Raw genomic sequence first — 23,689 nt, 5'->3', positions numbered from 1 at the left:
ATCCTCCTCAACCGGCCGCGGTCGAACCGGCGGCGCGCTGCACCCCGGCGATGACGCGGTTGTAGGTGCCGCAGCGGCAGATGTTGGTGATCTCCTCGCGGATCTGCGCCTCGGTCGGGCGCGGCGTGTTCGCCAGCAGCGCGGCGGCGGCCATGATCATGCCGGGCTGGCAGAAGCCGCATTGCGGCACGTCCAGCGCCAGCCAGGCCTGCTGGATCGGGTGGCTGCTATCGGGCGACAGGCCCTCGATGGTGACGATCTTCTGGCCCTCGTTGAAGGCCGAGACCGGCATGGTGCAGGACCGCAGGGCGGCGCCATCCACATGCACGGTGCAGGCGCCGCATTGCGCGATGCCGCAACCATACTTGGTGCCGGTCAGGTCCAGGTGTTCGCGCAGCACCCAGAGCAGGGGCGTGTCGTCCTCCACCTGCACATCCACGATGCGGCCATTGACGTTGAGCTTCGCCATTCCGTTGTCCTCCCGGCGCTTCGGAGTGCCGCGACGCCCCGTTCCGGGGTGCCTGCGCGAAAACTCCTCGGCACAACCTCCGATGGCAGAAGGCTAACAGCCTGGGAGGGCGGGCAACAACATATTCCCGCCGCCCGTCCACCCGGGCTCAGGCGGCGCCACGTGGCCTGGGGCCGGTGGCGCGCGGAATCGTGAAGCGGGTGGGCCTCAGCCGCCGGTCACCAGCTTGTCCTGCGTCCGCGTCGCGAAATCCGCCGCGTCATGGCGTTCGTGCAACTGGCTGGATGGCTCGCCGCTGGTGCGGTTCACCATCCGGCCGCGCTGCACCGCCTGGCGCTCGCCGATCTCGTCCGCCCAGCGCCGCACATGCCGGTAGTCCTGCACCTGCAGGAACTCCGCCGCGCCATACAGCCAGCCCTTCACCAGCCCGCCATACCAGGGCCAGGTCGCGATATCCGCGATGGTGTAGTCCGGCCCCGCCAGGTAGGCGCTGTCCGCCAGCCGGCGGTCCAGCACGTCGAGCTGGCGCTTCACCTCCATGGCGAAGCGGTCGATCGGGTATTCCATCTTGCTCGGCGCATAGGCGTAGAAATGCCCGAAGCCGCCGCCGAGATAGGGCGCGCTGCCCATCTGCCAGAACAGCCAGGACAGGCACTCCGCCCGCGCCGCCGGCTCGGTCGGCAGGAAGGCGCCGAACTTCTCCGCCAGGTGCACCAGGATGGCGCCGGATTCGAAGACGCGGATCGGCTTCGGCCCGCTGCGGTCCAGCAGCGCCGGAATCTTGGAATTCGGGTTGACCGCGACGAAGCCGCTGCCGAACTGGTCGCCCTCGCCGATGCGGATCAGCCAGGCGTCGTATTCCGCGCCCGCATGCCCGGCCGCCAGCAGCTCCTCCAGCATCACCGTGACCTTCACGCCGTTCGGCGTGCCCTGCGAATACAGCTGCAGGGGGTGCCGCCCGACCGGCAGCTCCTTGTCATGCGTCGGACCGGAGACGGGGCGGTTGATGCTGGCGAACTTGCCGCCATTCGCCTTGTTCCAGGTCCAGACCGGGGGAGGCGTATAGCTCGGCGCGTCATTCATGGCGTGGCTCCTGCTGCGTCGCCGCCATATGCGCCGTCCCACGCGCCGCTCAACCCCGAGGGTCGCCGCCAGCCTGCATTGCCGCCTGGCGGGGCCGCCCCTACAGACGCCGCATGCACCTCGCCATCATCAACGACTACCAGGACCTGGCCCGCGAAGCCGTGGACTGGAGCGACCTCGCGGCGCAGCACGATCTTCATTTCCACGGCCGCCTCGACCCCGCCGCCGCACCTGCGCTTCTGGCAGCGGCCGACATCGTCGTCACGGCGCGGGAGGAAACCCGCTTCGACGCCGCCCTGCTGGCGCAACTGCCGCGGCTCCGCCTGCTGGTCACCCATGGCATGACCAACGCGGCGCTGGACCTGCCGGCGCTGGCGGCCCGTGGCGTCACCGTCTGCGGCACCTCGCTGGGCTTCCCGATGGCGACGGTCGAACTCGCCTGGGGGCTCATCCTCGGCCTGGTGAAGCACATCCCGGCGGAGGATCGCGCCATCCGCGACGGCGGCTGGGGCGCCGGCCTCGGCCGCGGCCTCACCGGGCGCACGCTCGGCCTGCTCGGCCTCGGCAAGCTGGGCGCGGAGATGGCGCGCATCGGCCAGGCCTTCGGCATGCAGACCATCGCCTGGAGCGAGAACCTGACCGAGGCGCGCTGCGCCGCCTGCGGCGTGCGCCGCGTGGACCGCCTGGAGCTGTTCGCGCAGTCCGACGTGGTCAGCATCCACACGCGCCTGTCACCGCGCAGCCGCGGCCTGGTCGGTGCGGCCGAGATCGCCGCGATGCGGCCCGACGCGCTGCTGATCAACACCTCCCGCGGCCCGATCGTGGACCAGGCCGCGCTGGTCGCGGCGCTGGCGCGGGGTGCCATCGGCGGCGCCGGCCTCGACGTGTTCGAGCAGGAGCCGCTGCCGGCGGACCATCCTCTGCGCAGCCTGCCCAACGCCCTGCTCACCTCCCATGTCGGCGGCCGGACGCGGGAGAACATCCTGCTGCGCTACCGGGAAAGCCACGCGGCCGTCGTGGCCTGGTTGGCCGGGCAGCCGGTGCGCGTCATCGCCGGGTAGGCTTTGCGGACCTCCCGGGTGCTGCGACACTGGGCGGAACATTGGGGGCCTGAAAGATGTTCCGTTCCATGCGTCGTGGCCTTCTGGGCGTCACGCTGGCCGCCGGCCTGGGCAGCGTCGCGCTGGCCCAGGGCAGCGCCGCCTACCCGACGCGGCCGGTCACCATGGTCGTCGGCTTCGCGCCCGGCGGCCCGGCCGATGTCATCGCCCGCCTCATCGCCCCCGGGCTCGGCGCGGATCTCGGCCAGTCGGTGGTGGTGGAGAACGCCTCCGGTGCCGGCGGGTCCATCGGCCAGGCGCGCGTCGCCGCGGCGCGGCCGGATGGCACCACCATCCTGTTCGGCAGCCTGGCCCAGGCCACCATCCCGACCCTGCTGCGCAACCTCAGCTTCGACCCGCTGGCGCTGGAATCGATCGGCATGGTGAACGAGGTGCCGATGGCGATCATCGGCCGCCGCGACCTGCCCGCCGCCAACCTGGCCGAGCTGGTGGCTTTGGTCCGGCGGGATGGCACGCGGATGAACCTCGGCAATGCCGGCATCGGCTCCACCAGCCACCTGTGCAGCCTGCTGCTGAACGCCTCCATCGGCACGCCGGTGACGCTGGTGCCCTATCGCGGCAACGCGCTGGTGATGAACGACCTGATGGGCGGCACACTCGACCTCGGCTGCGACCAGACCACGAACAACGCCACGCAGATCCGCGCCGGCTCGATCCGCGCCTTCGCCATCAGCACCCCCGCCCGTGCCGCCGCGTTGCCGGATGTGCCGACCACGGCGGAAGCCGGGCTGCCGGAAATGCGGATGTCCGGCTGGAACATGCTTTTTGCCCCCGCCGGCACGCCTGGCCCGGTGGTGGAGCGCCTGAACCGCGCCCTGCTGGCGGCACTGCGGGAGGAGAATGTCGGCCGCCGCATGGCCGACCTCGGCAGCCAGCCGGCCAGCGGCGAGCGCACCACCCCCGCCGGCGGCCAGGCCTTCTGGCGCGCCGAGATCGCCCGCTGGAAGCCGCTGCTGGAAGCCGCAGCTCCGGCCAACTGAGCGCCGCACCGATACAAAACCAAGCGTGATCCCGGGCTGCATTGCGATACGGAAGGTTCTTCACCTAAACCGCCCGCAGCCTGGCGCATGGTGCGGCCGAGGCCAAGGAAGTCCGCCGCGATGGCGCTGGTGCCCGCGTCCGGCCGGTTGGAGGCCACGCCTCCCGCAGCGGAACCGGCCCGCCGCCGCTGGAGCCTGCGCCGGCACCTGCTGGTCCTGGTCCTGGCCGTGCTGCTGCCGGCCCTGGTGGCCGGTGGCGTCTCCGCCTGGCATCTCGCGAACAGCTACCGTCACGCCTTCGAGGCCCGGCTGCAGGACACCGCCCGTGCCCTGGCCCTGTTCATCGACAGCGAACTCGAAAGCAGCCTGACGGCCGTCGCGGCCCTCGCCTCCTCCCCGCTCCTGGACCGCGACGACCTCGAGGATTTTGCCGCCTGGGCGCACGCCATCGGGCAGCGGCAGGGTGGCTGGGTGGTGGTGAACGAGGCCGCACCCGGCCACCGGCAACTGCTCAACACCACCCTGCCTGCGGGCGCGCCGCTGCCGCCGCCCTCGCCGCCGGGGGAGGGCGCCTGGAGCCTGATCCGGCGCGCCATCGAGACCGGCCAGCCCGCCGTCTCGGACTTGTTCACCGGCCGCGGCACGGGCCGGTCCCTGGTCGCGGTTGCGGCCCCGGCCCGACAGGGCGACGAAATCACCCGTGTCGTCGTGCTGACGCTCGATCCGCTCGCGCTGTCGGAACGCCTGCGCAGCCTCGGCCCCTCCGGCAGCGCCTTTGCTTCGGTCGCGGACGGCCAGGGCCGCATCGTGGCCAGATCGCGCGACCACGAACGCTTCTTCGGCACCATCCCGCCCAGCCGCCAGGTGCCGGCGGAGCAGCGGGCGCGCGGGGTGTTCCGCAGCCAGTCCGTCTATGGCGAACCGGCGCTGTATGCCGCCCAGCCGATCCCGGCGGCGCAGGGCTGGAGCGTCGTCGTGGCCGAACCCGAATCCCGCTACCGCGCGAGCTGGATCTGGCCACTGGCGGCCTATGCCGGCATCGCCGCCGTCGCGGTCGGCCTGGCCGCCGCGATCGCGACGCTGCTGGCGCGCCGCATCCTGCGCCCGGTGCACGGGCTGCTCGCCCGCGCCGATGCCGTCGTCGCCAGCGGTCCAGGCCCCCTGCTGGCGCCACCCGCGACCGCGCCGTCCGGCGTCACGGAGTTCGAACGGCTGCGGGAAGCGAGCGAGCGCGCCGAGACCGCCCTGGCCCGCCGCGAATCGGATTTCCGCGCGATCTTCGAGACCGCGGCCGTCGGTGTCGTCGAGGTCGATGCCGTCACCGGCCACTACCTGCGCGTCAACCGCCGTTTCTGCGAGATCGCCGGCCGGGATCGTGCGGAGTTGCTGGGCCGCCTCGGCCCCGACGATCTCTGCGTGCCGGAGGACCAGGGCCGGAGCGCGGTCAGCCTCGCCATCGCGCAGGACAGGGAGGTGGAGGCGGAGTTCCGCCTGCTGCACGCCGACGGCACCGAGGCCTGGGTGCGCGCCAGCGCCTCCATCTCCGCCCGCGATGCCGAGGGGCGGCCGTTGCGCGTCGTCAGCGTGGTGCGCGACATCACCCGGCGGAAGCGGTCGGAGGAGGCGCGGTCGCTGCTGGCGCGGGAGGTCGACCACAGGGCCAAGAACGTGCTCGCCGTGGTGCAGGCGGCGCTGCGCCTGACGCCGAGGGACAACCTGGCCACCTACATCCAGTCCATCCAGGGCCGCGTCGCCGCGCTGGCCCGCGCCCACACGATGCTGGCCGAGGCGCAGTGGTCGGGCGCCGACCTGCGATCCCTGGCCGAGGCCGAACTGCGCGCCTTCCTGCCGATGACCAGCGGTGACGCCGGCGCCCCAAGGGGCGCCGTGCCGCGCGCCGTCCTCGCCGGACCCTTCGTGATGCTGTCGCCGGGCGCGGCGCAGGCGCTGTCGATGGTGCTGCACGAGTTGGCGACCAACGCCATCAAGCACGGCGCCCTGTCCGCCGCCGGCGGCAGCGTCGACCTCGCCTGGTTGGCTGGCGGGCCGGACGGCATGCTGCGCCTGGACTGGACGGAACGTGGCGGCCCGCGCATCGAACAGCCTCCGTCCGTCCAGGGCTTCGGCTCCCGCCTCATCGCCGCCACCCTCAAGGGTCAGTTGGGCGGCACCGTGCAGATGCTGTGGCAGCCGGATGGGCTCGCCTGCCACATCGCCATCCCGATGGCGCGGGTCACCTCCCGCGAGGGCGGTTGATCACGCCTCCTCGTCCGGCACGCTCGCCACGAAGCGGCGGCGGTGCAGCGCGGCGGAGCCGAAGGCGTTGCAGGCCACCATCGCCTTGCGCAGGTAAAGGCCGATATCGTGCTCATCCGTAGTGCCGATCGCGCCATGCATCTGCACCGCGGCGCGGGTGACCAGCATCGCAGCTTCCGCCGCGCGGGCCTTGGCGCGGGACACGGCGGCGGCGCGTGCGCGGGCGTCGGCGCCGGCCTCGAGCGTGGCGGCGGCGGCCTCGACGCTGGCGCGGGTCAGGGCGACCTGGATCTTCAGGTCCACGGCGCGGTGCTGCAACGCCTGGAAGCTGCCGATCGGCCGGCCGAATTGCTGCCGCGTGCGCAGGTAGTCCAGCGTCATGGCGAAGGCGCCTTCCATGACGCCGAGCAGGTAGCCGGCGGTGGCCAGCGCGGCCTCGTCCAGCGCACGCTCGATGGCGCCTTCGGGAAGTTCGCCGAGGGCGCGCGCGACCGCTGCATCGGGGCGCAGCGTGCCGAGGTGGCCGCCATCCTGCGTCGCCAGCACCTCCAGCGCCTGTCCGGCGGCGGGCAGCAGGTGCAGGGCCGGGCCGACCGGCAGCAGGAAGGCTTCCGCGCCGCGTGGCAGCGGGATGAACAGGCGTGGCGCGCCGGGCGTGCCGGAGGCGTCCAGCGTGTCGACGCACTCCTGCCACGCCGTCGTCACCAGCGCCTCGCCGGCCAGCACCCGGGCCAGCAGGGCCTCCTCGCCACAGGCGGACAGCAGCGTGGCGGACAGCATGGCGGGGATCAGCGGTTCCGGCACCAGGGCGCGGCCGAGCTCCTCCGCCAGCGCGCAGCACGCGGACATACCCAGGCCGGCGCCGCCCGCCGCCTCCGGCAGCAGCAGCCCGATCCAGCCCAGCTCGCCCATCTGCCGCAGCACCGCCGGGTCGAAGCCCCGTTCGGAGTGGCGCAGGGCGCGGATGCGGCGCAGGTCGCCTCGGGTCGCAATGGCCGCGGCGCTGTCGCGGATCATGCGGATCGCGGCGTCGCGCTCCGCGTGGTCGGCCGCATCCATGCTCATGCCTCGTCCAGCCAGTCGCGCAGCACCTCCGCCCCCTGTGCACCCAGCGCCGGCGGCGGGCTGCGATAGGTGACGGGGGTGGCGGAGAAGTTCAGCGGGTTGGCGATCATCGGCTGCGCGCCGCCCGCACCATCGTCCAGGCTGCGGAACATCCCGCGATGGCGAATTTGCGGATCCTCCGCCACCGCCGCGAAGTCGTTGATCGGGCCGGAGGACACGCCGGCGGCGTTCAGCGCGTCCATCCATTCGCGCGCGGGGCGGGTGCGGAGCGCGCCCTGCAGGATCGGCAGCAGCTCCGGCTTGTGCGCCATGCGCGCCCGGTTGGTGGCGAAGCGCGCATCGGCCGGCACCTCCGGCAGGCCCAGCACGCGGCAGAGCTGCGCGAATTGCCGATCGTTGCCGACGGCCAGCATCAGCGGCCGGTCCGCCGTCTCGAAGGCCTGCCAGGGCGTGTTGATCTGCGACGCGGTGCCGCCGCGCACCGGCGGCTTGCCGGAGACCAGCCAGTTCATCGCGATGTGCGACTGCGCCGCGACCTGCGCATCGAGCAGCGCCAGGTCGATGTGCTGGCCGAGGCCCGAGACCGTGTCGCGGTGGTGCAGCGCGGCGAGGATGCCGATGGTGGCGTAGAACCCCGCATTGATGTCGGACACGCTGTAGCCGACCACGGCCGGCCCCGCGCCGGCATCGCCCTCCGCATTGCCGGTCACGCTCATCAGCCCGCTCATTGCCTGGAAGACCGGGTCGTAGCCGGGCAGGGGCGCATAGGGGCCGTCCTGCCCGAAGCCGGTGATGGAACAATAGACCAGCCGTGGATTGATCGCGGCGAGTGCTGCGTAGTCCAGCCCGTAGCGCTGCAGCCCGCCGGCCTTGAAGTTCTCGATGAAGACATCGGCCTTGGCCGCCAGGTCGCGCAGCTGTTGCTGGCCTTCCGGCTTCGCGATGTCGATCGCGATGCTGCGCTTGTTGCGGTTCATCGCGAGGAAGGAGGAGGTCTCCCCGGTCTCCGCCCCGTCCTCGCCCTGCTTGCGGAAGCCCATGCGGCGCACGTCGTCGCCGCTGCCGGGCTGTTCCACCTTCACGACATCGGCGCCGAAATCACCGAGAAGCTGTGCCGCCCAGGGGCCGGCGAAGACGCGCGTCATGTCGAGCACGCGGATGCGGGGCAGGCAACCGGACACGGCGTGGTCTCCCAGGGTCAGGCGGGCAGGTCGAGCAGGCTGCGCGCCAGCACGTTGCGCAGGATTTCGGAGGACCCGCCGAAGATGGTCGAGGGCCGTGCCATCAGGAACTGCCCCGCCGGATGCAGCGCCTGGCCCGGCATGGGGTCGAGCAGCCCGGCATTCTCCCCGGCGAGCTCCAGCATCGCATCGGTGATGCGCTGGTACAGCTCGGTCTGCACGATCTTGAGGATCGCAACTTCCGGCCCCAGCGCCTCGCCGCGGTTCAGCGCCGCGACGAAGCTCTCGTACAGCGCCTTGAGGTCCGCGAGGTCCAGCCGGAAGCGGGCGTAGGCTTCGAGGAAGGCGGGATCATCGGATTTGCCCACGGCATCCGCCAGCCGCTTCAGCGCGCCAAGGCCGTTGGCCGACAGGCGCGGGGAGCCGATCGCCACGCGCTCGAAGCCCAACAGCGCCTTGGCATAGGTCCAGCCCTGGTTCACCTCGCCGACCACCATGTCCTTCGGCACGCGGACATCGTCGAAGAAGATCTCGCAGAACTCGTCATGCAGATCGAGGTTCAGGATCGGCCGGATGGTCAGGCCCGGGCTGTCCGCCGGCAGCAGCAGGAAGGAGATCCCGGCCTGCTTCTTCGCCGCCTTGTCGGTGCGGGCGAGCACGAAGATCCAGTTGGCGTCGTTGGCGAAGGTGATCCAGGTCTTCTGGCCATTCAGCCGCCAGTGATCCCCGCAATCCACCGCCTCCAGCCGCAAGGCTGCGAGGTCGGAGCCGGCATTGGGCTCGGAATAGACCTGCGCCCAGATTTCCTCGCCGGACAGGATGCGCGGCAGAAAGTGGCGCTGCTGTTCGGTGCTGCCGTGCTTCAGCAGCATCGGGCCGAGCATCAGCACGCCCATGTCGCTGATGCGCGGGCAGCCCCAGCGCTCGAATTCCTCGATCATGATGAGCTGTCGTCCGGCACCGAGGCCCATGCCGCCATGCTCGCGCGGCCAGGCCGGCGCCAGCCAGCCCTGCGCGGACAGCTTCAGGTACCAGGGCCGGTTCTCGTGCCAGTGCAGGCGGCGGCGCGGGAAGCGAAGCTCCGGTGGCGTATGCGCCTCGACCCAGGCGCGGATATGCGCGCGGAAGGCGGCGTCATCCAGCGCATCCAGGTCTTCCAGCTTCATCGCACCACCATGCAGCCAACTCCCTGGTCGGGCACTACCATAGGCCATAAGTCTGGTCTATAAAGCCTAGGCAAGCGGAGGCAGCGTCGGCACAAGACCGGCGGGTGGAGGACGACATGCGGCTCAGCACGCACCGGATCGCAGTCGCGCCGCCTGGCGGAGACACCTCGCGGTGACGGCCCAGACCATCGCCCAGAAGATCATCGCCGCGCATTGCGGGCGCGATACGGTGGACGTCGGCGAATACGTCACCGTCACGCCGGACTACACCGCCTGCCAGGAGCTGTTCTGGCCCGGCCACCAGCGCAACCTGGAACGCATCGGCGTGGGTCGCATCCCGCGCCCGGACAAGGCGGTGATGGTGATCGACCATTCCACCTCCGCCGCCATGGGCTAGCACCACCATGAAACCCACCGCACGCTGCGCGACTGGTGCGCGGCGCAGGGCATCGAGAACTTCTTCGGCCCCGGCAACGGCCTGCGACACCTGGTCCTGACGGAGCGCGGCTTCGCCCGGCCCGGCACGTTGATCTTCTCCGACGAGGGCAACATCGCCTCCATCGGCGCGCTCGGCGCGTTGAACCTGCCGATCTCGACGGAGGTGTTGGTCTCGCTGATCCAGGACGAGAACTGGATCGCGGTGCCACCCTCCGCCCGCATCACGCTGACCGGCGCGCTGGGCTTCGGCGTCACCGCGCGGGACGTAATCCAGACCATCCTGCGCGACTGCACCGGCGACGGCCGCCTGCTGCAATGCTGCGTCGAATTCGATGGCCCGGGCCTCGCCACGCTGAGCCTCGACGACCGCCAGGCGCTGCTCGCCTCGCTGTTCCACAGCGGCGCCTATACCGGGATCATGGAACCGGATGAGCGCGTGCTGGACTATGTCCGCCAGCGCGACGGCGGCCGGCCGTGGCAGGCGGTGCGGGCCGATGCCGGCGCGACGTACCAGACGCGGCTGACCTACGACCTCGGCGCCATCGCGCCGATGGTGACGGTGCCGCCGGATGCGCATGGCGTGGTGCCGGTGGGCGAGGCGGAAGGCACGCGCATCGACCAGGCCACCATCGGGTCCTGCGCCAATGGCCGGCTGGATGATCTGCGGGAGGCGGCGCGGGTGCTGCGCGGCCGGCAGGTCGCGCCGCATGTCACGCTCTACGTCACGCCCGGCAGCCGCGGCGTCTATGTCGAGGCGGCGCGGGATGGTTTGCTGGAAGTGCTGGCCGAGGCCGGCGCCACCATCCTCGCGCCGGGCTGCACCACCTGCTGGGGCTACCAGGGCGTGCTGAACGACGAGGAAGTGCTGATCTCGACGCAGCAGTTCAATTACCAGGGCCGCAACGGCAGCCGCAGTTCCCGCGTCTTCCTGGCCGGCCCCGCCGTGGTCGCGGCCTCCGCCGTGGCGGGACGCATCGCCGACCCGCGGCCGCTGCTGGCGGGGCGCTGAGGCGATGGACATCCCCAAGGGCCGCGTCTGGAAGTTCGGCAACGACGTCAGCGGCGATGACGGCATCATCGAGTTCTCGATCATCCGCGACGGCTTCGGCAAGGAATTCGACGAGGCCGCGCTGCGCGCCATGTGCTTCCGCCGCCTGCGGCCGGAGTTTCCGCAGCAGGTCCGGCCTGGCGACATCGTCGTCGGCGGCCGCAACTTCGCGCACCACAACCCTGTCGAGGTCAGCGTCGCCATCCGCGCCTCCCGCATCGCCGTCGTCGTCGTCGAATCCTGCGATTCCGGCTTCCTGCGCCGCGCGCTGAACCACGGCCTGCCGGTGATGATCTGCCCCGGCATCCACGCGGCGGTGGCGGATGGCGATGTCATATCCGCCAACCCGGCCACCGGTGCGGTCGGGCTGCCGGATGGCCGCGTGCTGGCCTCGCGCCCGTTCTCCGAACGAATGGTCCAGGTCTGGCGGGCCGGCGGGTCGATCCCGCTGCTCGAAGCCGAATTCGCCGCGCGCCGCGCGGCATCCGCCTAGAGTCTGTCAGGCGCTGATAGAAGCGGCTGACAGCCTCTAGCCTGTTGTTTTGTCGTGTGATTCACGTCTTTCGGTGATTCCACCTCAGACGATCACACTCTAAGGGAAGGAAACCAAGATGCTCACACGTCGCAGCACGATCCTGGGCGCCACGGCCCTGACCTTCGCCGCCATCGGGCGCGCCCGCGCCCAGGATTTCCCGAGCCGCCCGGTGCGCCTCGTCGTCGCCTATCCGCCCGGCGGCAATGTGGACTTCACCGCGCGCCTGCTGGTCCCGGCGATGAGCCAGGCGCTCGGCCAGCAGATCGTGGTGGACAACCGTGCCGGCGCCGGTGGCATCGTGGGGACGGAGGCGGTGGCCCGTGCGCGGCCGGATGGCCATACGATGCTGATCACCGGAACCGCGCCGGTCTCCATCTTCCCCGTCGCGATGGAACGCCTGCCCTACGACCCGATCCGAGACTTCGCGCCGATCGGCACGGCCTATCGCGTGCCGATCGTGATGATGGTGGCGAAGGACGTGACGGCGACCACTTTGGCGGAGTTCGTGGCGCGGTCGAAGGCGACGCAGGGCGGGCTTTCCGCCGGCACCGCCGGCATCGGCTCCGGCGCGCATCTCGCGATCGAGCTGTTCAACGCCGGCACCGGCGCCAACCTGGTGCATGTGCCCTATCGCGGCACCGGCCCGGCGCTGAACGACCTGATCGCCGGCAACATCCCCGTGGTGTTCGACCAGTTGTCGAGCGCCCTGCAACTGCATGCGGATGGTCGCGGCCGCATCCTCGGCATCGCCTCCGCCACCCGATCCCCGCTGCTGCCGGATGTGCAGACGCTGCGGGAGGCGGGAATGGTCGAGGCGGAACTCAGCACCACGCTCGGCTTCCTCGCCCCCGCCGGCACGCCGGCCGACGCGGTGGAGAAGCTGCGCGCCGCCCTGGCCGCGGCGCTGTCCGATGCCACGGTGCGGCAGCGCCTGACCATGCTCGGCGCGGAGATCCCGCCCGCCGCGGAAATCACCCCGGCGCGCTATGGCGCGGTGATCCGCGACGAGTTGGAGATCTATCGCCGCGCCGTCCGGCTCGGCAACGTCAAGCTGGAATAGCGGCTGTCAGCCCTTGCGGGACTGGCCGCCCTTGCGGCCGGCTTCCGCGGCGCGGTCCGGGTTGTTGGCGAAGTTGTTCGGGTCCTTGTCCTTTCCGGCGCCCACCGTCTCCTGCGATACGCCCTTCTGCCCCTCGATGCCCTGCTTGCCGCCCTGGCTGCTTTTCTCGCCCTGCTGGTTCGCCATGTCGTCCTCCTCCGATCGACCGCCGGCTGCATGATCCGGGCGGGCAACTGAAACGCAGCGCAAGCGCGGCGGGTTCGGTGACAACCGCGTATTGACCGGTGCCGCGCCGCGCGCGAAGCACGCGCATGACCTTCCGCATCCTCGTCACCGCCCCGCACCTCGAAGCCGATGGCCTCGCCCTGCTGACCGCTGCCGGCTGCACGGTGGATTTCGTCACCCTGGCGGGCGGCCGCGCGGAGATGGAGGGCAAGCTCGCCGCCACGCCCTATGACGCCGTCATCTCACGCTCCATCCCCATCACCGGCGCGGTCATGGCCACCTGCCCGACGCTGCGCGCCATCTCCCGCGCCGCGGTCGGCTACGACCTGATCGACGTCGCCGGCGCCAGCGCGTGCGGCATTCCCGTGCTCACCGCCGTCGGCGCCAATGCGCAGTCGGTCGCGGAATACAGCATCGGCCTGATGCTGGCCGTCGCCCGCAACATCGTGCGGCACGACCGGCTGACCCAGGCCGGCGGCTGGGACCGCACGCGCATCGGCATCGAGCTGTCGGGCCGCCGCCTCGGCCTGGTCGGCTTCGGCCGCATCGCGCGCAACGTCGCCCGCATCGCCGGGGCCATCGGCATGCAGGTTTCGGCCTACAGCCCGAACCTGGCCGCCGCCGGCGACATCGCGCCCGTCACCCGCGCCGGCTCCCTGCACGACCTGCTGCGGCAGTCGGACGTGGTATCGCTGCACGCGCCGATGAGCGCCACGAACCGCCACATGATCGGCGCCGCCGAACTGGCGCTGCTGGGGTCGGAGGCGATCCTGGTGAACACCGCCCGCGGCGGGTTGATCGACGAGCCGGCGCTGGCCGAGGTGCTGCGCGAGGGCCGCATCTACGGCGCCGGCCTCGACGTGCTGTCCACCGAGCCGCCGCCGCCCGGCGGCAACCCGCTGGTCGGCGCGCCGAACCTGGTGCTCAGCCCGCATATGGGTGCCGCCACCACCATCGCCCGCGCCGCCACCGCGCGCGCCGCCGCGACGCATGCCCTGGCCGTGCTGCGCGGCGATAGGCTGCCCGAGGGCGCCTGCGTCAATCGGGAGGCGCTGCGCCCGCGCTGATCTGACGCGGCCGCCCGGCCTCGTCCACCGCGACGAAGGTGAACTCCGCCGCCGTCACCTTCACCCGGTCGCCGCGGCCCTGCCGCAGCACCCAGACCTCCACGTCCAGCGTCAGGGAGGTGCGTCCCATGCGCTTGAGGTCGGCATAGAAGCAGACGCTGTCACCGACCTTCACCGGCGCGATGAACACCATCTCGGAGACGGCGACGGTGACCGCCGGCCCCTCGATGAAGCGCGTGGTGGCCATGGCGGCGGCGGCGTCCATGGAAGCCATGATCCAGCCGCCGAAGATGTTGCCGCCCGGATTGGTATGGGCCGGCATCGCCAATTGCCGCGCGGCGAGCTCGCCGCGGGGCACCGAAGTCTCGACTGTCTGCATCGCAAGCGCCTCCCGAGGATGCCTGGACGCTTCCCATGGGGTTCATGTTGCAGTGCAGCATGACCGATACAAGCCCACCCGGCCTTCCGGGTGGGGCCCATGGCATCACGCGTTCGCGGTCACCAGACGGTAGCCGGACCCGGCGCGCTCGATCCGCCCGGTCGCGGGCATCGGGAAGTGGTAGCCGACCACGGCCATCCGGTCCGTCGCCGCCTGGTCCAGCAGCCGCTTGCGGGTGGCGACGGCGGCGGCCGGGTCCATGTCGAAGATCGGATACCACTCCGGGTTCACCACGAAGAACAGCGGCGTGGTCACCGCATCGCCCAGCACCAGCAATTGCTGCCCGCCATCCGCCACCAGGAAGGAGACATGCCCGGGCGAATGCCCGAAGGTCGGGAGGGAGGTGATGCCCGGCGCCACCGCCGCCCCCGGCGCGAAGCGCGTGACCCGCGCGGCATAGGGTGCGAAGCGGCGGCGGACATTGGCGAAGCCCGGCCTGCGCATGGCCGACGCCCGGCTTTCCTCGCCGGCGTCGTTCCAGAACGCCCATTCGCCTTCCGGCACGGTAATGGCGGCATTGGGGAAGGCCGCGCTGCCATCGGCGTTCAGCAGCCCGCCGATGTGGTCGCCGTGGAAATGCGTATGCGCGATCAGCACCACATCCGCCGGGTCCAGCCCCGCCGCGCGCATGTTGGCGATCATCGCCGGGGACGACCCGGTGCCGATATCCAGCGCCACCAGGCCCTGCGGCGTGCGGATGAAGGTGACGTTGTAGGGGTTGGTCAGCGCCGTCCCCTGCGCCACCCCGCCGGCCCGCAGCGCCGCCGTCACCTGCTCCGGCGTGGCGTTGGGGATGAAGCCCTGGGTCACGTCCGGCCGCACCGCGGCGCCATCGTTGACGATGGTGGCGCGCAGGCCGCCCACCGTCAGGTGGTGGAAGGCGGGCGCGGTGACCACGCCCTGCGCATGGCCGATCGCGGGTGCCAGCAGGGCGCCAGCGCCGCTGGCCAGCAGCAAGCGGCGGTTCAGCGCAGCCATCAGCTTGCCGCCGCCCAGTCGGCCGGGACGTAGCGGTAGCCTTGGCCCTCCTTCGCCACGTAGCCGGTGGCGGGGAAGGGGAAGTGGTAGCCACTGATGCGGATGCGGTCGGTCGCCACCTGGTCGAACAGCCGGCGGCGGGATGCCTCGGCGGCCTCCGGGTCGAAGTCGAAGCCGATGTGGAAATCCGGGCGGCGTGCCAGCAGTTCCGGCCGGTTGGTCAGGTCGGCCACGAAGATCATCTGGTCGCTGCCATCGGCGATGCGGTAGGCGGTGTGGCCCGGCGTGTGGCCATGGGCTGCGATGGCGGTCACGCCCGGCACCACCTCGGCGCCGGCCGCGATCTGGCGGATCTTGCCCTGGTAGGGGCCGAAGCGCCGCGCGGTATTGGCGAAGGTGCCGCGCTGGCCCTGCGGGCTGCGCGCCTCGTTCGCCGGGTCGGTCCACCAGCCCCATTCGGCCGCCGGCACCACGATCTCCGCATTCGGGAAGGCGGGCCCGCCCTCCGCGTTCAGCAAGCCGCTGATGTGGTCGCCGTGGAAGTGGCTGATGACGACCGTCGTCACCCGCGCCGGGTCCAGCCCCGCCGCCCGCATGTTCTGCATCAGCAGCCCGACCGGCGCGCCCGCGGCCTGCGGCCCGTTGCCGGTGTCGAACAGCGTCAGGCCGCGCGCGGTCTCGAGGCAGGTCAGGGTGAAGGGAATCCGCAGCGTGTCGGTCGGCAGGAAGCTCTCGGCCAGCACCGCCTGCACCGCCTCGATCGGCGCGTTGCGCACGAAGCCGGCCAGCGGAATGGCGCGGCTGCCATCATGCAGCATGGTCACCGTGTGGGCGCCGACGCGGAAGCGGAAGAAGCCCGGCGCCTGTGCGATGGGCTCGGCCGGCGCGGCCGGCTGGGCCTGGGCGGGCACGGCGCGCAGCAGCGCGGGCGCGGCCATGGCGCCCGCGGCGCCGAGCATGATGTGACGGCGATTCATGGCGAAAACCTCCCGATCCGGACGCGCCGAGAGGTTGGACGCCCTGGCCATGATGCAACCCCCATCGGGCCGCCCGCGCAAGGATCTTTCGTGACTACCGGCGAAAACTCACCACGGATTCCAGATGCGGCGACCAGCGGAACTGGTCCACCGGCGTCGCCTGCGTCACCTTGAACCCCGCCCGCACCAGCACCGCCGCGTCGCGCGCCAGTGCCACCGGGTTGCAGGAGACATAGACCACCACCGGCACCGTGCTGCGGACGATCTGCGCCACCTGCTCCACCGCGCCATTGTAGGGCGGGTCCAGCACCACCGCGCCGAAGGCCTTCAACTCCGCCGGCAGCAGCGGGCGATAGGCCAGGTCCCGCCTTATCGCCTCCACCCGCCCGCCGGCGCGGCGGGCCCCGGCATCCAGCGCCGCGACCGCCGCCGCATCACCCTCATAGGCCGCGACGCGCCCCTTGGCCGACAGCGGGAAGGAGAGCGTGCCGATGCCGGCATACAGGTCCGCGATGCGCGCCCGCACCGGCAGCTTCTGGGCCGCGAGGCCGGCCAGCACCGCGGCGATGATCGCCGCCTCCCCGGCCGGCGCCGCCTGCAGGAAGGCGCCCGGCGGCGGCGCGACCGTGACGCCGGAGAGGTCCAGCCGCACCGGGCCGGCCTGCGCCGCATTTTCCGGCGCCGCGTCGCCGAGCGCCCAGGCGATCCGCGGCATGCCATGCGCCTGCCCGAAGGCGGCCAGCATGGCGCGCTGCGATGCATCCAGCTTCGCATCGGTGCGCAGCAGCAGGTCCGGCCCGCTATCGAGCAGGTTCAACACCGCGGAGCCCTCCTTCCGCAGCGCCGGCAGCCGCCGCGCCAGCTCCCGCAGCGGCCGGAACAACTGCACCAGCGCGGGGTCCAGCACATGGCAGGTGCTCAGGTCCGCCACCGCCGCGCTGCCGCGGGCATGGAAGCCCAGCGCCACGCCGCCGCCCGGCAGCCGCCGCAGCGCCAGGTCGGCCCGCCGCCGCGTGCCCGGCGCCGCCACCACCATCTCGGCGACCGGCGCATCCGGCTGCCCGGCCCGCGCCAGCGCCTCCACCAGCCGCCCGCGCTTCCAGGCGGCATAGGGCGCCTCGGCGAAGTGCTGCAGGGCGCAGGCGCCGCATTCATGCAGGAAGTGCGGGCAGGGCGGCGTCACGCGGTCCGGGCTCGGCGCCAGGATCTCCGTCACATCCCCGGCCAGCCCCTCGCCCCGCCGGCCCGCCGGCCGCGCCGCCACGCGTTCACCCGGCAGCGTCCCGGCCAGGAACACCAGCCCCTCCGCGGTCTCCGCCACGCCGTCGCCGGCGGTGCCGAGCCTATCGATGGTGAATTCGCCCGCCGGTTGCCCTGGCTCGGCCCCGGTGCGAAACCGGGGTGTCTCCGGGCGGGTCTCGATGTTCGACAAGCTGCTTTCCCTGCTGCGCGCGCGGCCCCGTGCGCGGGGCGGCTGGTATTACCTGGGCGATGGCGTCGGTTTGGGCCTGACCCACTTCGGCCGCAAGATATTCCTGCCTGCCTCGGATGACGGCATGACGCCCGACATCATCCTGCGCGGCCAGTGGGAGCCGCATGTCGAGGCGGTGCTGCGCCGCACCCTGAAGCCCGGCATGCGGGTGGCCGAACTCGGCGCCAATATCGGCTTCCACACGCTGGTGATGGCGGAGGCCGTCGGCCCGGCTGGCCATATAGACGCCTTCGAGCCCTATCCCAAGGTGCTGCCGCTGCTGCGCCGGACCCTGGCGGCCAACCATTTCCACCGCCGTGTCACGCTGCACGAGATCGCCATCCTCGACCTGGCCGGCGAGGTCCGCTTCGCCGCCGACCCGACCCAGGCCGGCAGTGCTCACCTCGCGATCCCCGTCGCCGCCGCCAACTACACCGAAGGCTTCGCGGCACCCGCCCGGCGCCTGGACGACGTCCTCGCCGATGTCCCGGCGCTCGACCTGCTGCGGATGGATGTGGAGGGCACGGAAGGCCTGGCGCTGCGCGGCGCCACCGCCCTCATCGCCCGGTCGCCGCGACTGGTGGTGGTGATGGAGTGGTCGCCCATCATGCTCGCCGCGCGCGGCGACGTGGCCGACCTCGCCGCCTGGATCACCGGCCTCGGCTTCCGCGCCCGGCGCATCGAGCGCAACGGCCGGCTGACGCCGATCCCGGCCACTGCGCTGCCCGGGCTCGAACATTGCGACCTCGTTCTGGAGCGCAACGCTTCCTGATGCGGCAAGGCTTCTCTATGACTGCGGATTGACGGCGCAACCGGGGCATTCCGGCGGCGGCGAGGGAGGCGGAGGGCCGATGCTGCCGAGCGAGTTGTCGGGCAAGTACGAGGCGCGCGGCCCACTCGGCGCCGGCGCCATGGGCAGCGTCCTCGAAGCCTTCGACCGCATGATCGAACGCCGCGTCGCGGTGAAGCTGGTGCGCCTGCCCGGCGGCGACGATGCGGACGCCCGGGAGGCGCATGCCCGCTTCCGGCGCGAGGCGCAGGCCGCCGGCCGCCTGTCGCATCCGAACATCGTCGGCGTCTACGAATACGGCGAGAACGTCGACACCGCCTGGATCGTCATGGAACTGGTCGAGGGCGGCTCGCTCAAGACCCTGATGGACCGCGGCGACCGCATGGCGCTGCCCGCCATCGTCCGGCTGATGGACCAGGTGCTCGGCGCGCTGGCCTATTCGCATGGCCGCGGCGTGGTGCACCGGGACATCAAGCCGGCCAACATCATGCTGGGCACCGATGGTGCGGTGAAGATCGCCGATTTCGGCATTGCCCGCATCGAAAGCTCGACCATGACCCAGGTCGGCACGGTGATGGGCACGCCGAGCTACATGGCGCCCGAACAGCTGCGCGGGGAGCCGGTGGATGCCCGCGCCGACATCTGGGCCGCGGGCGTGCTGCTGTACCAGCTGCTGACCGGCGAGAAGCCCTTCGATGGCGGCTACAGCGCCCTGATGCACCGCGTGCTGACGACGGAGCCGCCGCCGCCCAGCCAGCTCGCCGTCAGCGCGCCGCGCGGCTTCGACGCGGTGGTGGCGCGCGCGCTCGCGAAACGCCCCGACGACCGCTTCCCCAGCGCCGGCGCCTTCGCCGAGGCGATCCGTGCCGCCGCGAGCGAGGCGCCGGGCGGGGCTGAGGCGGCCGGCGCCTTCGGCTTCGCCGGTGCCTTCGGCTTCGCCGGTGCCGGCAAGCTGCCGGGCCTCGACGATGCGACGATGATCACCACGGGCGTCCGCCCTCCGGCCGAGCCGGTGCGGGCGCCACCCATTGCGACGACCCCGCCGCCGCCACCCCGGTCCGGCGGTGGCCTGAAATGGGCAGCGCTGGGCGGCGTGGCGCTGGCCGTGGCCGGTGGCGCGGCCTTCTTCCTGCTGAGCCCGGCGCCGCCGATCCAGGTGGCGGAGCGTCCCGTGGTCCAGGACCCGGTCCCGACGCCCCCGGCGCCCGTTCCCGCCCCGCTGCCGACACCGACACCGGCGCCTGCGCCTGCGCCTGTACCGGCGCCCGCCCCCGCGCCACGCCCGGTGCCGACGCCTCCACCCGCGCCAGCACCTACACCCGCACCCGCACCCGCACCCGCACCCGCACCAACGCCCACACCGGCACCAACACCGGCACCAACACCGGCACCAACACCGGCGCCCACCCCCGCACCGGACCTGCGCGCCGCCGCCAGTGCCGCCGCCGCGGCCGCGCCCTGCAGCCTGCTCGCCGCCGAAGCCACCGGGTCCACCCTCACCATCGCCGGCATCCTGCGCCGCGGCGGAGAAGCCGCCGTGCAGCGCGCCCTGGCCGACCGCAACGTGCCGCCCCAGGCCGCCACGCTGCGGCTGCAAGGCTTCGAAGGCCCCTATTGCGGCGCCATCGACATCCTCCGCCAGGTCGCCGCCGGGGTGGGGGAGGCGCCGCAGGTCGGCATCCTCGGCACCCAGCCCCTCCAACGCGCCGACCTGCTACGGCTCGAGGTGCAGATGCCCGGCTATGCCGGCCAGCTCCAGGTCAGCTACGTCATGAAGTCGAACGAGATCGTCCACCTCGTCCCGGCGCAGCCGCAGGCCGCCGGCGCCCGCATCCGCCTCGGCGAGCCGGTCCCCGGCTTCCCGGGCTGGGAGGTGGACGAGCCTTTCGGCACCGACCTCATCGTCGTCTTCGCCTCCGAGCGGCCGCTCTTCGCGCAGCCGCGCCCGCAGATCGAATCGCTGGACGACTACCTGCCCGCCCTGGCCTCCGCCCTGCGCGATGCCCGCGCCCAGGGCACGCAGGTCTCGGCCCGCGCCGTGGTGGTCGAGACGGTGGCCCGCCGCTGAGGGTGGAACATCAGGCGGTGCCGCGCACCGCCCAGGCCCGCGCCGAAAGCGCGATGCGACCATCCTGCCCCGTGGGCAGCGTCGCCCGCAGCCGGTCCCGCAGCGCCGCGCGCCGGTCCTCCGGCAGGGCCATCGCATAGGCCGGCGCAGGCGCGCCGCCGGCCAGGAATGGCGTCCAGTAATCCGCGAAATCGGCGAACACCGTCGGCACCTCGATCGCCCGCACCGCCACCTGCCGCAGCCCGGCCGCCTCGAACAGGCCGCGCAGCGGCTCCGGCCGGCACAGCGCGAAGCGCAGCGCCTCGTCCTTGCCGCCGGCGCCGTCCGGGTCCAGCGCGATCGCGGCATCCCAGAAGCGCCGCATCATCTGCATGCCGTCCGCATAATCCCAGACATAGGCGGCCACCTGCCCGCCCGGCCGGGCCGCGCGCCGCATCTCCGCCACCGCCCTGGCCTGGTCCGGCACGAAGTTCAGCACCAGCCCGGCGACCGCGGCATCGAAGCTGCCATCCGCCACCGGCAGGGCCTGCGCATCACCCGCCTCGAAGGTGGCTCGCCGATCCGCCACGCGCTGCCGCGCATGGCCCAGGAAACCCTCGGAGGGATCGACGCCCAGCACCGCCTCCGGCGCCCGGCTCGCCAGGATGCACTGGGTCAGGGCCCCGGTGCCGCAGCCGACATCGAGCCAGCGCTGCCCCTCCGCCACCGCCAGCCAGGGCAGGAATTCGGCCGCGACGGCGCGGCTCCAGCGCCCGACATAGGGCTCATAGGCCTCGCCCGCCGCCCACAGCCTGCCCGGATCGCCCGCCATGTCCCGTGGCCTCCCGCCACGTCAGACTGCGCCCGGCAGGCGGCCCTTCGGCAAGCGGCAAGGCGGCGCCTCACCCACCCGTGTCCGGCCTCAGGGCTGCCGCAGCAGGCCGCGCAGCCGCTCCACCTGCGCCTCGTCCATGCCGATATGCGCGGGGGTGAAGAAGCGCGGATCGGGCGTGTGCAGCAGGTAGGCCTGCGCCTCGTTGATCATCAGCTCCTCATCCGCCGTGTCGTAGCCCTCGCGGCCCAGGAAGGCGCGGATCGCGGCACGCTCGGCCTCCGTCAGGCGCTGCCGCCAGGCCTCGCGGATGCCGGCGGCATAGGCCGGGTCGGTGCCGTAGCGCCCATGGCTGAGTTCATGCCGCAGGATGCTCGCCCGCCCCGTCGCATCCATCAGCGGTCCCGGGGCTGCGATGGACAGCAGCACCATCTCCTGCCCCGCCGGCACCAGCCCGCGGGCCAGGCGGACCTGCGCCTCCACCCAGGCCTCCCCGGGCGAAAGCACCACCGCGTCGCGCTGCGCCAGGTCGAAAAACCGCTGCAGGTCCGAGCCGCGGTAGTTGTGGCCGTAGTAGAAGGTGGCGGCGGTGTCGCCGGCGCGGGCGATCGCCGCCGCCATCTCGGCCTCGCCCAGCACGCGGTCGCGCGGCAGGCCGGCCTTCTCGACCAGGGCGGCGATGCGGTTCATCGCCGCGCCCTGTGCCTCCAGCGTCGGAAAGTCGATCAGGAACACCGCGGGATTCTCGGCCAGGCGCAGCAGCACCGGCGCATCCGCCCGATGGTCGCGCAGCGCCGCCTCCTCCAGCAGCGGCGGCAGCGCGGCCAGGCGCGAGGCGGTCGGCACCGGCAGTGCGGCCGGCAGGGCAGGGGGCGGCGCCTCGGCCTGGACCGGGGCAGGCGCGGCCACCACCGGCGGCCCGACGGGTATGCCGCCTGGCGCCAGCACCACCCACCAGGCGCCGAGCCCCACCGCCACGAAACCCGCCAGCGCCACCCCGCCCAGCATCCAGGCCGCCCCGCGCCGCACCGGCTTCGCCGCCGGCACGGCGGCCGGCGCGCTGCCCCATTCCACGCGCGGCGGCGCCACCTGCACCCGGCTGTTCCGCCCCGGATCGGGGGCGGGGGAATGCCGGATGGTGGCGTCGTCCTCGGGCATGGGCCTGTCGCCTTGCTGCGGGGTGAAGCGGCCGTCAGTCGTCCAGGTTGATGACCTGGACCCGCCGGTTGCGCGGCTCATCCACCCCGTCGCCCACATCCACCAGCGGCCGGCTCTCGCCCAGCCCGACGGCTTCCAGCCGCTGGCCGGCAACGCCGAAGCGCGTCACCAGGTAATCCTGCACCGCCTGCGCCCGCCGCGCCGAAAGCCGCTGGTTCAGCGCCTCCGCCCCCACCGAATCCGTGTGGCCCTCGATCCGGAAGCGGAAGGGCGCCAGCTCGGCCGAGGACAGCGCCCGCCCCAGCGGCGCCAGCGCATCCTGTGCCTGCCGCGTCAGCGTGGCGGAGCCGGAGGGGAAGTTCACCGTGATCGACACCGCCGCCACCCCAGCCGGCGCCGTGGTGGTGGGCGGCGCGGGCTGCGGCAGCGGCGCCGGCGTCGCGACCGGAAGGGACGGCAGCGGCAGCGGCGTTCCGCCAGCCGGTGCTTCCGATGGCACCACTGGCGCCGAGACAGCCGCCGGCACCTCGGCCGGGGCTGGCACCCGGATGCCGCGGGTGCGCGGCCGCAACTGCTCGATCAGCTCCAGTGCCGCGGGATCGTCCCGCGGTGCCATCTGGGCCGCCACTGGTTCTGTCAGAACAAAGCTCGTCAGGCTCAGCGCGGCAAGCGCGCTCCGCATCGGGAAGCTGGGCATGGACATGGCTCCTGAACCTCACGAAGTCCGCGGCTTCAGCCGCCGATATTGACCACCTGCACCCGGCGGTTGCGCGGCTCCGGCACCTCGTCCGGCGTCGCCACCAGCAATTGCTGCTCACCGAAGCCCATCGCCTCGATCCGCCCGGCCGCGACGCCGTGGCGCCGCACCAGGAAATCCCGCACCGCCGCCGCGCGGCGTTCCGACAGGGCCTGGTTCATCGCCTCCGGCCCCACCGTGTCCGTATGCCCTTCCACCCGGAAGCGGTAGCCGGCCAGCCGGGCCGAACCCAGCGCCTGGCCAAGATTGTCCAGCACCTGCATGGCCGTCGGGTCCAGCGTGGCGGAGCCGGTGGCGAAGGTGACGGTCAGCGACACGGCCGCGGCTCCGGGCGGCGCCGTCGTCGTGGTCAGGTCCGGCACCGCCGGGGGCGGCGCGCCGGGCACCCGGATGCCACGGGTCCGCGGGCTGTCCGGGTCCAGCTGATCGATCAGGCTCTCCACGCCGGGCACGGCCTGCTGGGCCTGCGCCAGGGTCGCGCCGCCCAGCAGCGCCAGCACGGCCAGGGCAATCGGTCGGAATGTCATGCGGTCCTCCTGTTCGCCG

23 protein-coding genes and 1 pseudogene are annotated in these 23,689 nt (G+C 72.5%); 10 read left to right on the top strand and 14 right to left on the bottom strand.

What is annotated here, in order from left to right; all coding sequences use genetic code 11:
* Positions 1-7: 7 nt before the first annotated feature.
* Together ACFHPP_RS09145 and yghU are read right to left on the bottom strand one after the other, a co-directional pair.
* Positions 8-469 carry a (2Fe-2S)-binding protein gene (locus ACFHPP_RS09145; protein ID WP_437162952.1) on the bottom strand — a complete coding sequence of 154 codons (462 nt, stop codon included), beginning with the start codon at positions 467-469 and terminating at the stop codon, positions 8-10.
* Between the two features lie 207 nt (positions 470-676).
* Complete coding sequence (gene yghU / locus ACFHPP_RS09140; protein ID WP_437162951.1) at positions 677-1,552, bottom strand: glutathione-dependent disulfide-bond oxidoreductase; 876 nt, start codon at positions 1,550-1,552, stop codon at positions 677-679.
* Between the two features lie 113 nt (positions 1,553-1,665).
* On the opposite strand from yghU, the gene ACFHPP_RS09135 reads away from it, so the two are divergent.
* The 3 genes from ACFHPP_RS09135 to ACFHPP_RS09125 all read left to right on the top strand — a co-directional run bounded on the left by ACFHPP_RS09135 (position 1,666) and on the right by ACFHPP_RS09125 (position 5,909).
* Entirely contained in the window at positions 1,666-2,613 is a 948-nt protein-coding gene (locus ACFHPP_RS09135; RefSeq protein WP_437162950.1) for an NAD(P)-dependent oxidoreductase, read from the top strand.
* A gap of 68 nt (positions 2,614-2,681) precedes the next feature.
* Positions 2,682-3,653 (top strand): tripartite tricarboxylate transporter substrate-binding protein, encoded by a 972-nt coding sequence (locus ACFHPP_RS09130; protein WP_437162949.1) that lies wholly within the window; start codon positions 2,682-2,684, stop codon positions 3,651-3,653.
* A gap of 120 nt (positions 3,654-3,773) precedes the next feature.
* Positions 3,774-5,909, top strand: a complete 2,136-nt coding sequence (locus ACFHPP_RS09125; protein WP_437162948.1) for a PAS domain S-box protein — start codon at positions 3,774-3,776, stop codon at positions 5,907-5,909.
* Here ACFHPP_RS09125 and ACFHPP_RS09120 read toward each other — a convergent pair whose 3' ends face one another.
* Genes ACFHPP_RS09120 through ACFHPP_RS09110 form a run of 3 tightly spaced genes read right to left on the bottom strand, consistent with a single transcriptional unit; the run spans position 5,910 to position 9,321 of the window.
* Complete coding sequence (locus ACFHPP_RS09120) at positions 5,910-6,974, bottom strand: acyl-CoA dehydrogenase family protein (RefSeq protein WP_437162947.1); 1,065 nt, start codon at positions 6,972-6,974, stop codon at positions 5,910-5,912. It lies immediately after the preceding gene.
* Complete coding sequence (locus ACFHPP_RS09115) at positions 6,971-8,155, bottom strand: CaiB/BaiF CoA transferase family protein (RefSeq protein ID WP_437162946.1); 1,185 nt, start codon at positions 8,153-8,155, stop codon at positions 6,971-6,973. Before ACFHPP_RS09115 ends, ACFHPP_RS09120 begins: the two co-directional genes overlap by 4 nt.
* Positions 8,156-8,172: 17 nt before the next feature.
* Positions 8,173-9,321, bottom strand: coding sequence for an acyl-CoA dehydrogenase family protein (locus ACFHPP_RS09110; protein ID WP_437162945.1), 1,149 nt, complete (start codon positions 9,319-9,321; stop codon positions 8,173-8,175).
* 172 nt (positions 9,322-9,493) lie between these two features.
* Here ACFHPP_RS09110 and ACFHPP_RS09105 point away from each other — a divergent pair, with 172 nt between their 5' ends.
* From ACFHPP_RS09105 to ACFHPP_RS09090, 4 genes and pseudogenes are all read left to right on the top strand, one after another.
* Positions 9,494-9,718, top strand: a complete 225-nt coding sequence (locus tag ACFHPP_RS09105; protein ID WP_437162944.1) for a hypothetical protein — start codon at positions 9,494-9,496, stop codon at positions 9,716-9,718.
* Positions 9,719-9,736: 18 nt separating this feature from the next.
* Positions 9,737-10,768 (top strand): annotated as a pseudogene (locus tag ACFHPP_RS09100) (aconitase family protein); the annotation flags it as partial.
* 4 nt (positions 10,769-10,772) lie between these two features.
* Positions 10,773-11,300: a hypothetical protein gene (locus ACFHPP_RS09095; protein ID WP_437162943.1), complete on the top strand. Its 528-nt coding sequence runs from the start codon at positions 10,773-10,775 to the stop codon at positions 11,298-11,300.
* A gap of 118 nt (positions 11,301-11,418) precedes the next feature.
* Positions 11,419-12,402 (top strand): Bug family tripartite tricarboxylate transporter substrate binding protein, encoded by a 984-nt coding sequence (locus tag ACFHPP_RS09090; RefSeq protein ID WP_437162942.1) that lies wholly within the window; start codon positions 11,419-11,421, stop codon positions 12,400-12,402.
* A 6-nt stretch (positions 12,403-12,408) separates the two neighbouring features.
* Here the strand turns inward: ACFHPP_RS09090 and ACFHPP_RS09085 are convergent, their stop codons facing one another.
* Positions 12,409-12,588 (bottom strand): KGG domain-containing protein, encoded by a 180-nt coding sequence (locus ACFHPP_RS09085; protein WP_437162941.1) that lies wholly within the window; start codon positions 12,586-12,588, stop codon positions 12,409-12,411.
* A gap of 125 nt (positions 12,589-12,713) precedes the next feature.
* Between ACFHPP_RS09085 and ACFHPP_RS09080 the strand changes: the two genes are divergently transcribed.
* On the top strand, positions 12,714-13,694 hold the full coding sequence (locus ACFHPP_RS09080) for an NAD(P)-dependent oxidoreductase (RefSeq protein ID WP_437162940.1): 981 nt from the start codon (positions 12,714-12,716) through the stop codon (positions 13,692-13,694).
* Here ACFHPP_RS09080 and ACFHPP_RS09075 read toward each other — a convergent pair.
* From ACFHPP_RS09075 to ACFHPP_RS09060, 4 genes are all read right to left on the bottom strand, one after another.
* Positions 13,666-14,073, bottom strand: a complete 408-nt coding sequence (locus ACFHPP_RS09075; protein ID WP_437162939.1) for an acyl-CoA thioesterase — start codon at positions 14,071-14,073, stop codon at positions 13,666-13,668. The genes ACFHPP_RS09080 and ACFHPP_RS09075 overlap by 29 nt on opposite strands.
* Positions 14,074-14,178: 105 nt before the next feature.
* A complete protein-coding gene (locus tag ACFHPP_RS09070) occupies positions 14,179-15,111 on the bottom strand; it encodes an MBL fold metallo-hydrolase (RefSeq protein ID WP_437162938.1) in 933 nt (310 codons plus the stop codon).
* A complete protein-coding gene (locus ACFHPP_RS09065; RefSeq protein ID WP_437162937.1) occupies positions 15,111-16,088 on the bottom strand; it encodes an MBL fold metallo-hydrolase in 978 nt (325 codons plus the stop codon). Before ACFHPP_RS09065 ends, ACFHPP_RS09070 begins: the two co-directional genes overlap by 1 nt.
* A 94-nt stretch (positions 16,089-16,182) precedes the next feature.
* Entirely contained in the window at positions 16,183-17,520 is a 1,338-nt protein-coding gene (locus ACFHPP_RS09060) for a class I SAM-dependent RNA methyltransferase (RefSeq protein ID WP_437162936.1), read from the bottom strand.
* On the opposite strand from ACFHPP_RS09060, the gene ACFHPP_RS09055 reads away from it, so the two are divergent.
* Positions 17,510-18,331: an FkbM family methyltransferase gene (locus tag ACFHPP_RS09055; RefSeq protein WP_437162935.1), complete on the top strand. Its 822-nt coding sequence runs from the start codon at positions 17,510-17,512 to the stop codon at positions 18,329-18,331. The two genes, ACFHPP_RS09060 and ACFHPP_RS09055, sit on opposite strands and share 11 nt — an antisense overlap.
* A 79-nt stretch (positions 18,332-18,410) precedes the next feature.
* The gene (locus tag ACFHPP_RS09050; protein WP_437162934.1) at positions 18,411-20,417 is read left to right on the top strand and encodes a protein kinase domain-containing protein; all 2,007 of its coding nucleotides are present in this window, start codon (positions 18,411-18,413) and stop codon (positions 20,415-20,417) included.
* Positions 20,418-20,427: 10 nt separating this feature from the next.
* Here the strand turns inward: ACFHPP_RS09050 and ACFHPP_RS09045 are convergent, their stop codons facing one another.
* The 4 genes from ACFHPP_RS09045 to ACFHPP_RS09030 all read right to left on the bottom strand — a co-directional run bounded on the left by ACFHPP_RS09045 (position 20,428) and on the right by ACFHPP_RS09030 (position 23,670).
* The gene (locus ACFHPP_RS09045; RefSeq protein ID WP_437162933.1) at positions 20,428-21,228 is read right to left on the bottom strand and encodes a class I SAM-dependent methyltransferase; all 801 of its coding nucleotides are present in this window, start codon (positions 21,226-21,228) and stop codon (positions 20,428-20,430) included.
* Between the two features lie 90 nt (positions 21,229-21,318).
* Positions 21,319-22,386: a hypothetical protein gene (locus tag ACFHPP_RS09040; protein ID WP_437162932.1), complete on the bottom strand. Its 1,068-nt coding sequence runs from the start codon at positions 22,384-22,386 to the stop codon at positions 21,319-21,321.
* Between the two features lie 34 nt (positions 22,387-22,420).
* Positions 22,421-23,083 carry an OmpA family protein gene (locus tag ACFHPP_RS09035; RefSeq protein WP_437162931.1) on the bottom strand — a complete coding sequence of 221 codons (663 nt, stop codon included), beginning with the start codon at positions 23,081-23,083 and terminating at the stop codon, positions 22,421-22,423.
* A 35-nt stretch (positions 23,084-23,118) separates the two neighbouring features.
* Positions 23,119-23,670 (bottom strand): OmpA family protein, encoded by a 552-nt coding sequence (locus ACFHPP_RS09030; RefSeq protein ID WP_437162930.1) that lies wholly within the window; start codon positions 23,668-23,670, stop codon positions 23,119-23,121.
* Positions 23,671-23,689 lie beyond the last annotated feature (19 nt).

Source organism: Falsiroseomonas sp. E2-1-a20, from assembly GCF_051433195.1.
In the GTDB taxonomy this organism is placed as follows: Bacteria; Pseudomonadota; Alphaproteobacteria; order Acetobacterales; family Acetobacteraceae; genus Falsiroseomonas.
Note: the sequence above shows the minus strand (reverse complement) of the source record. Positions and strands in the feature narration are given on the sequence as shown.

What these genes read in the sequence shown, in the direction of transcription:
- ACFHPP_RS09110 (WP_437162945.1), bottom strand. Translation starts at nt 9,321, where the DNA reads ATGAAGCTGGAAGACCTGGATGCGCTGGATGACGCCGCCTTCCGCGCG.
- ACFHPP_RS09070 (WP_437162938.1), bottom strand. Translation starts at nt 15,111, where the DNA reads ATGGCTGCGCTGAACCGCCGCTTGCTGCTGGCCAGCGGCGCTGGCGCC.
- ACFHPP_RS09145 (WP_437162952.1), bottom strand. Translation starts at nt 469, where the DNA reads ATGGCGAAGCTCAACGTCAATGGCCGCATCGTGGATGTGCAGGTGGAG.
- ACFHPP_RS09130 (WP_437162949.1), top strand. Translation starts at nt 2,682, where the DNA reads ATGCGTCGTGGCCTTCTGGGCGTCACGCTGGCCGCCGGCCTGGGCAGC.
- ACFHPP_RS09135 (WP_437162950.1), top strand. Translation starts at nt 1,666, where the DNA reads ATGCACCTCGCCATCATCAACGACTACCAGGACCTGGCCCGCGAAGCC.
- ACFHPP_RS09040 (WP_437162932.1), bottom strand. Translation starts at nt 22,386, where the DNA reads ATGCCCGAGGACGACGCCACCATCCGGCATTCCCCCGCCCCCGATCCG.
- ACFHPP_RS09030 (WP_437162930.1), bottom strand. Translation starts at nt 23,670, where the DNA reads ATGACATTCCGACCGATTGCCCTGGCCGTGCTGGCGCTGCTGGGCGGC.
- ACFHPP_RS09095 (WP_437162943.1), top strand. Translation starts at nt 10,773, where the DNA reads ATGGACATCCCCAAGGGCCGCGTCTGGAAGTTCGGCAACGACGTCAGC.
- ACFHPP_RS09090 (WP_437162942.1), top strand. Translation starts at nt 11,419, where the DNA reads ATGCTCACACGTCGCAGCACGATCCTGGGCGCCACGGCCCTGACCTTC.
- ACFHPP_RS09085 (WP_437162941.1), bottom strand. Translation starts at nt 12,588, where the DNA reads ATGGCGAACCAGCAGGGCGAGAAAAGCAGCCAGGGCGGCAAGCAGGGC.
- ACFHPP_RS09120 (WP_437162947.1), bottom strand. Translation starts at nt 6,974, where the DNA reads ATGAGCATGGATGCGGCCGACCACGCGGAGCGCGACGCCGCGATCCGC.
- ACFHPP_RS09055 (WP_437162935.1), top strand. Translation starts at nt 17,510, where the DNA reads ATGTTCGACAAGCTGCTTTCCCTGCTGCGCGCGCGGCCCCGTGCGCGG.
- ACFHPP_RS09080 (WP_437162940.1), top strand. Translation starts at nt 12,714, where the DNA reads ATGACCTTCCGCATCCTCGTCACCGCCCCGCACCTCGAAGCCGATGGC.
- ACFHPP_RS09075 (WP_437162939.1), bottom strand. Translation starts at nt 14,073, where the DNA reads ATGCAGACAGTCGAGACTTCGGTGCCCCGCGGCGAGCTCGCCGCGCGG.
- ACFHPP_RS09125 (WP_437162948.1), top strand. Translation starts at nt 3,774, where the DNA reads ATGGCGCTGGTGCCCGCGTCCGGCCGGTTGGAGGCCACGCCTCCCGCA.
- ACFHPP_RS09035 (WP_437162931.1), bottom strand. Translation starts at nt 23,083, where the DNA reads ATGCCCAGCTTCCCGATGCGGAGCGCGCTTGCCGCGCTGAGCCTGACG.
- yghU (WP_437162951.1), bottom strand. Translation starts at nt 1,552, where the DNA reads ATGAATGACGCGCCGAGCTATACGCCTCCCCCGGTCTGGACCTGGAAC.
- ACFHPP_RS09065 (WP_437162937.1), bottom strand. Translation starts at nt 16,088, where the DNA reads ATGAATCGCCGTCACATCATGCTCGGCGCCGCGGGCGCCATGGCCGCG.
- ACFHPP_RS09050 (WP_437162934.1), top strand. Translation starts at nt 18,411, where the DNA reads ATGCTGCCGAGCGAGTTGTCGGGCAAGTACGAGGCGCGCGGCCCACTC.
- ACFHPP_RS09045 (WP_437162933.1), bottom strand. Translation starts at nt 21,228, where the DNA reads ATGGCGGGCGATCCGGGCAGGCTGTGGGCGGCGGGCGAGGCCTATGAG.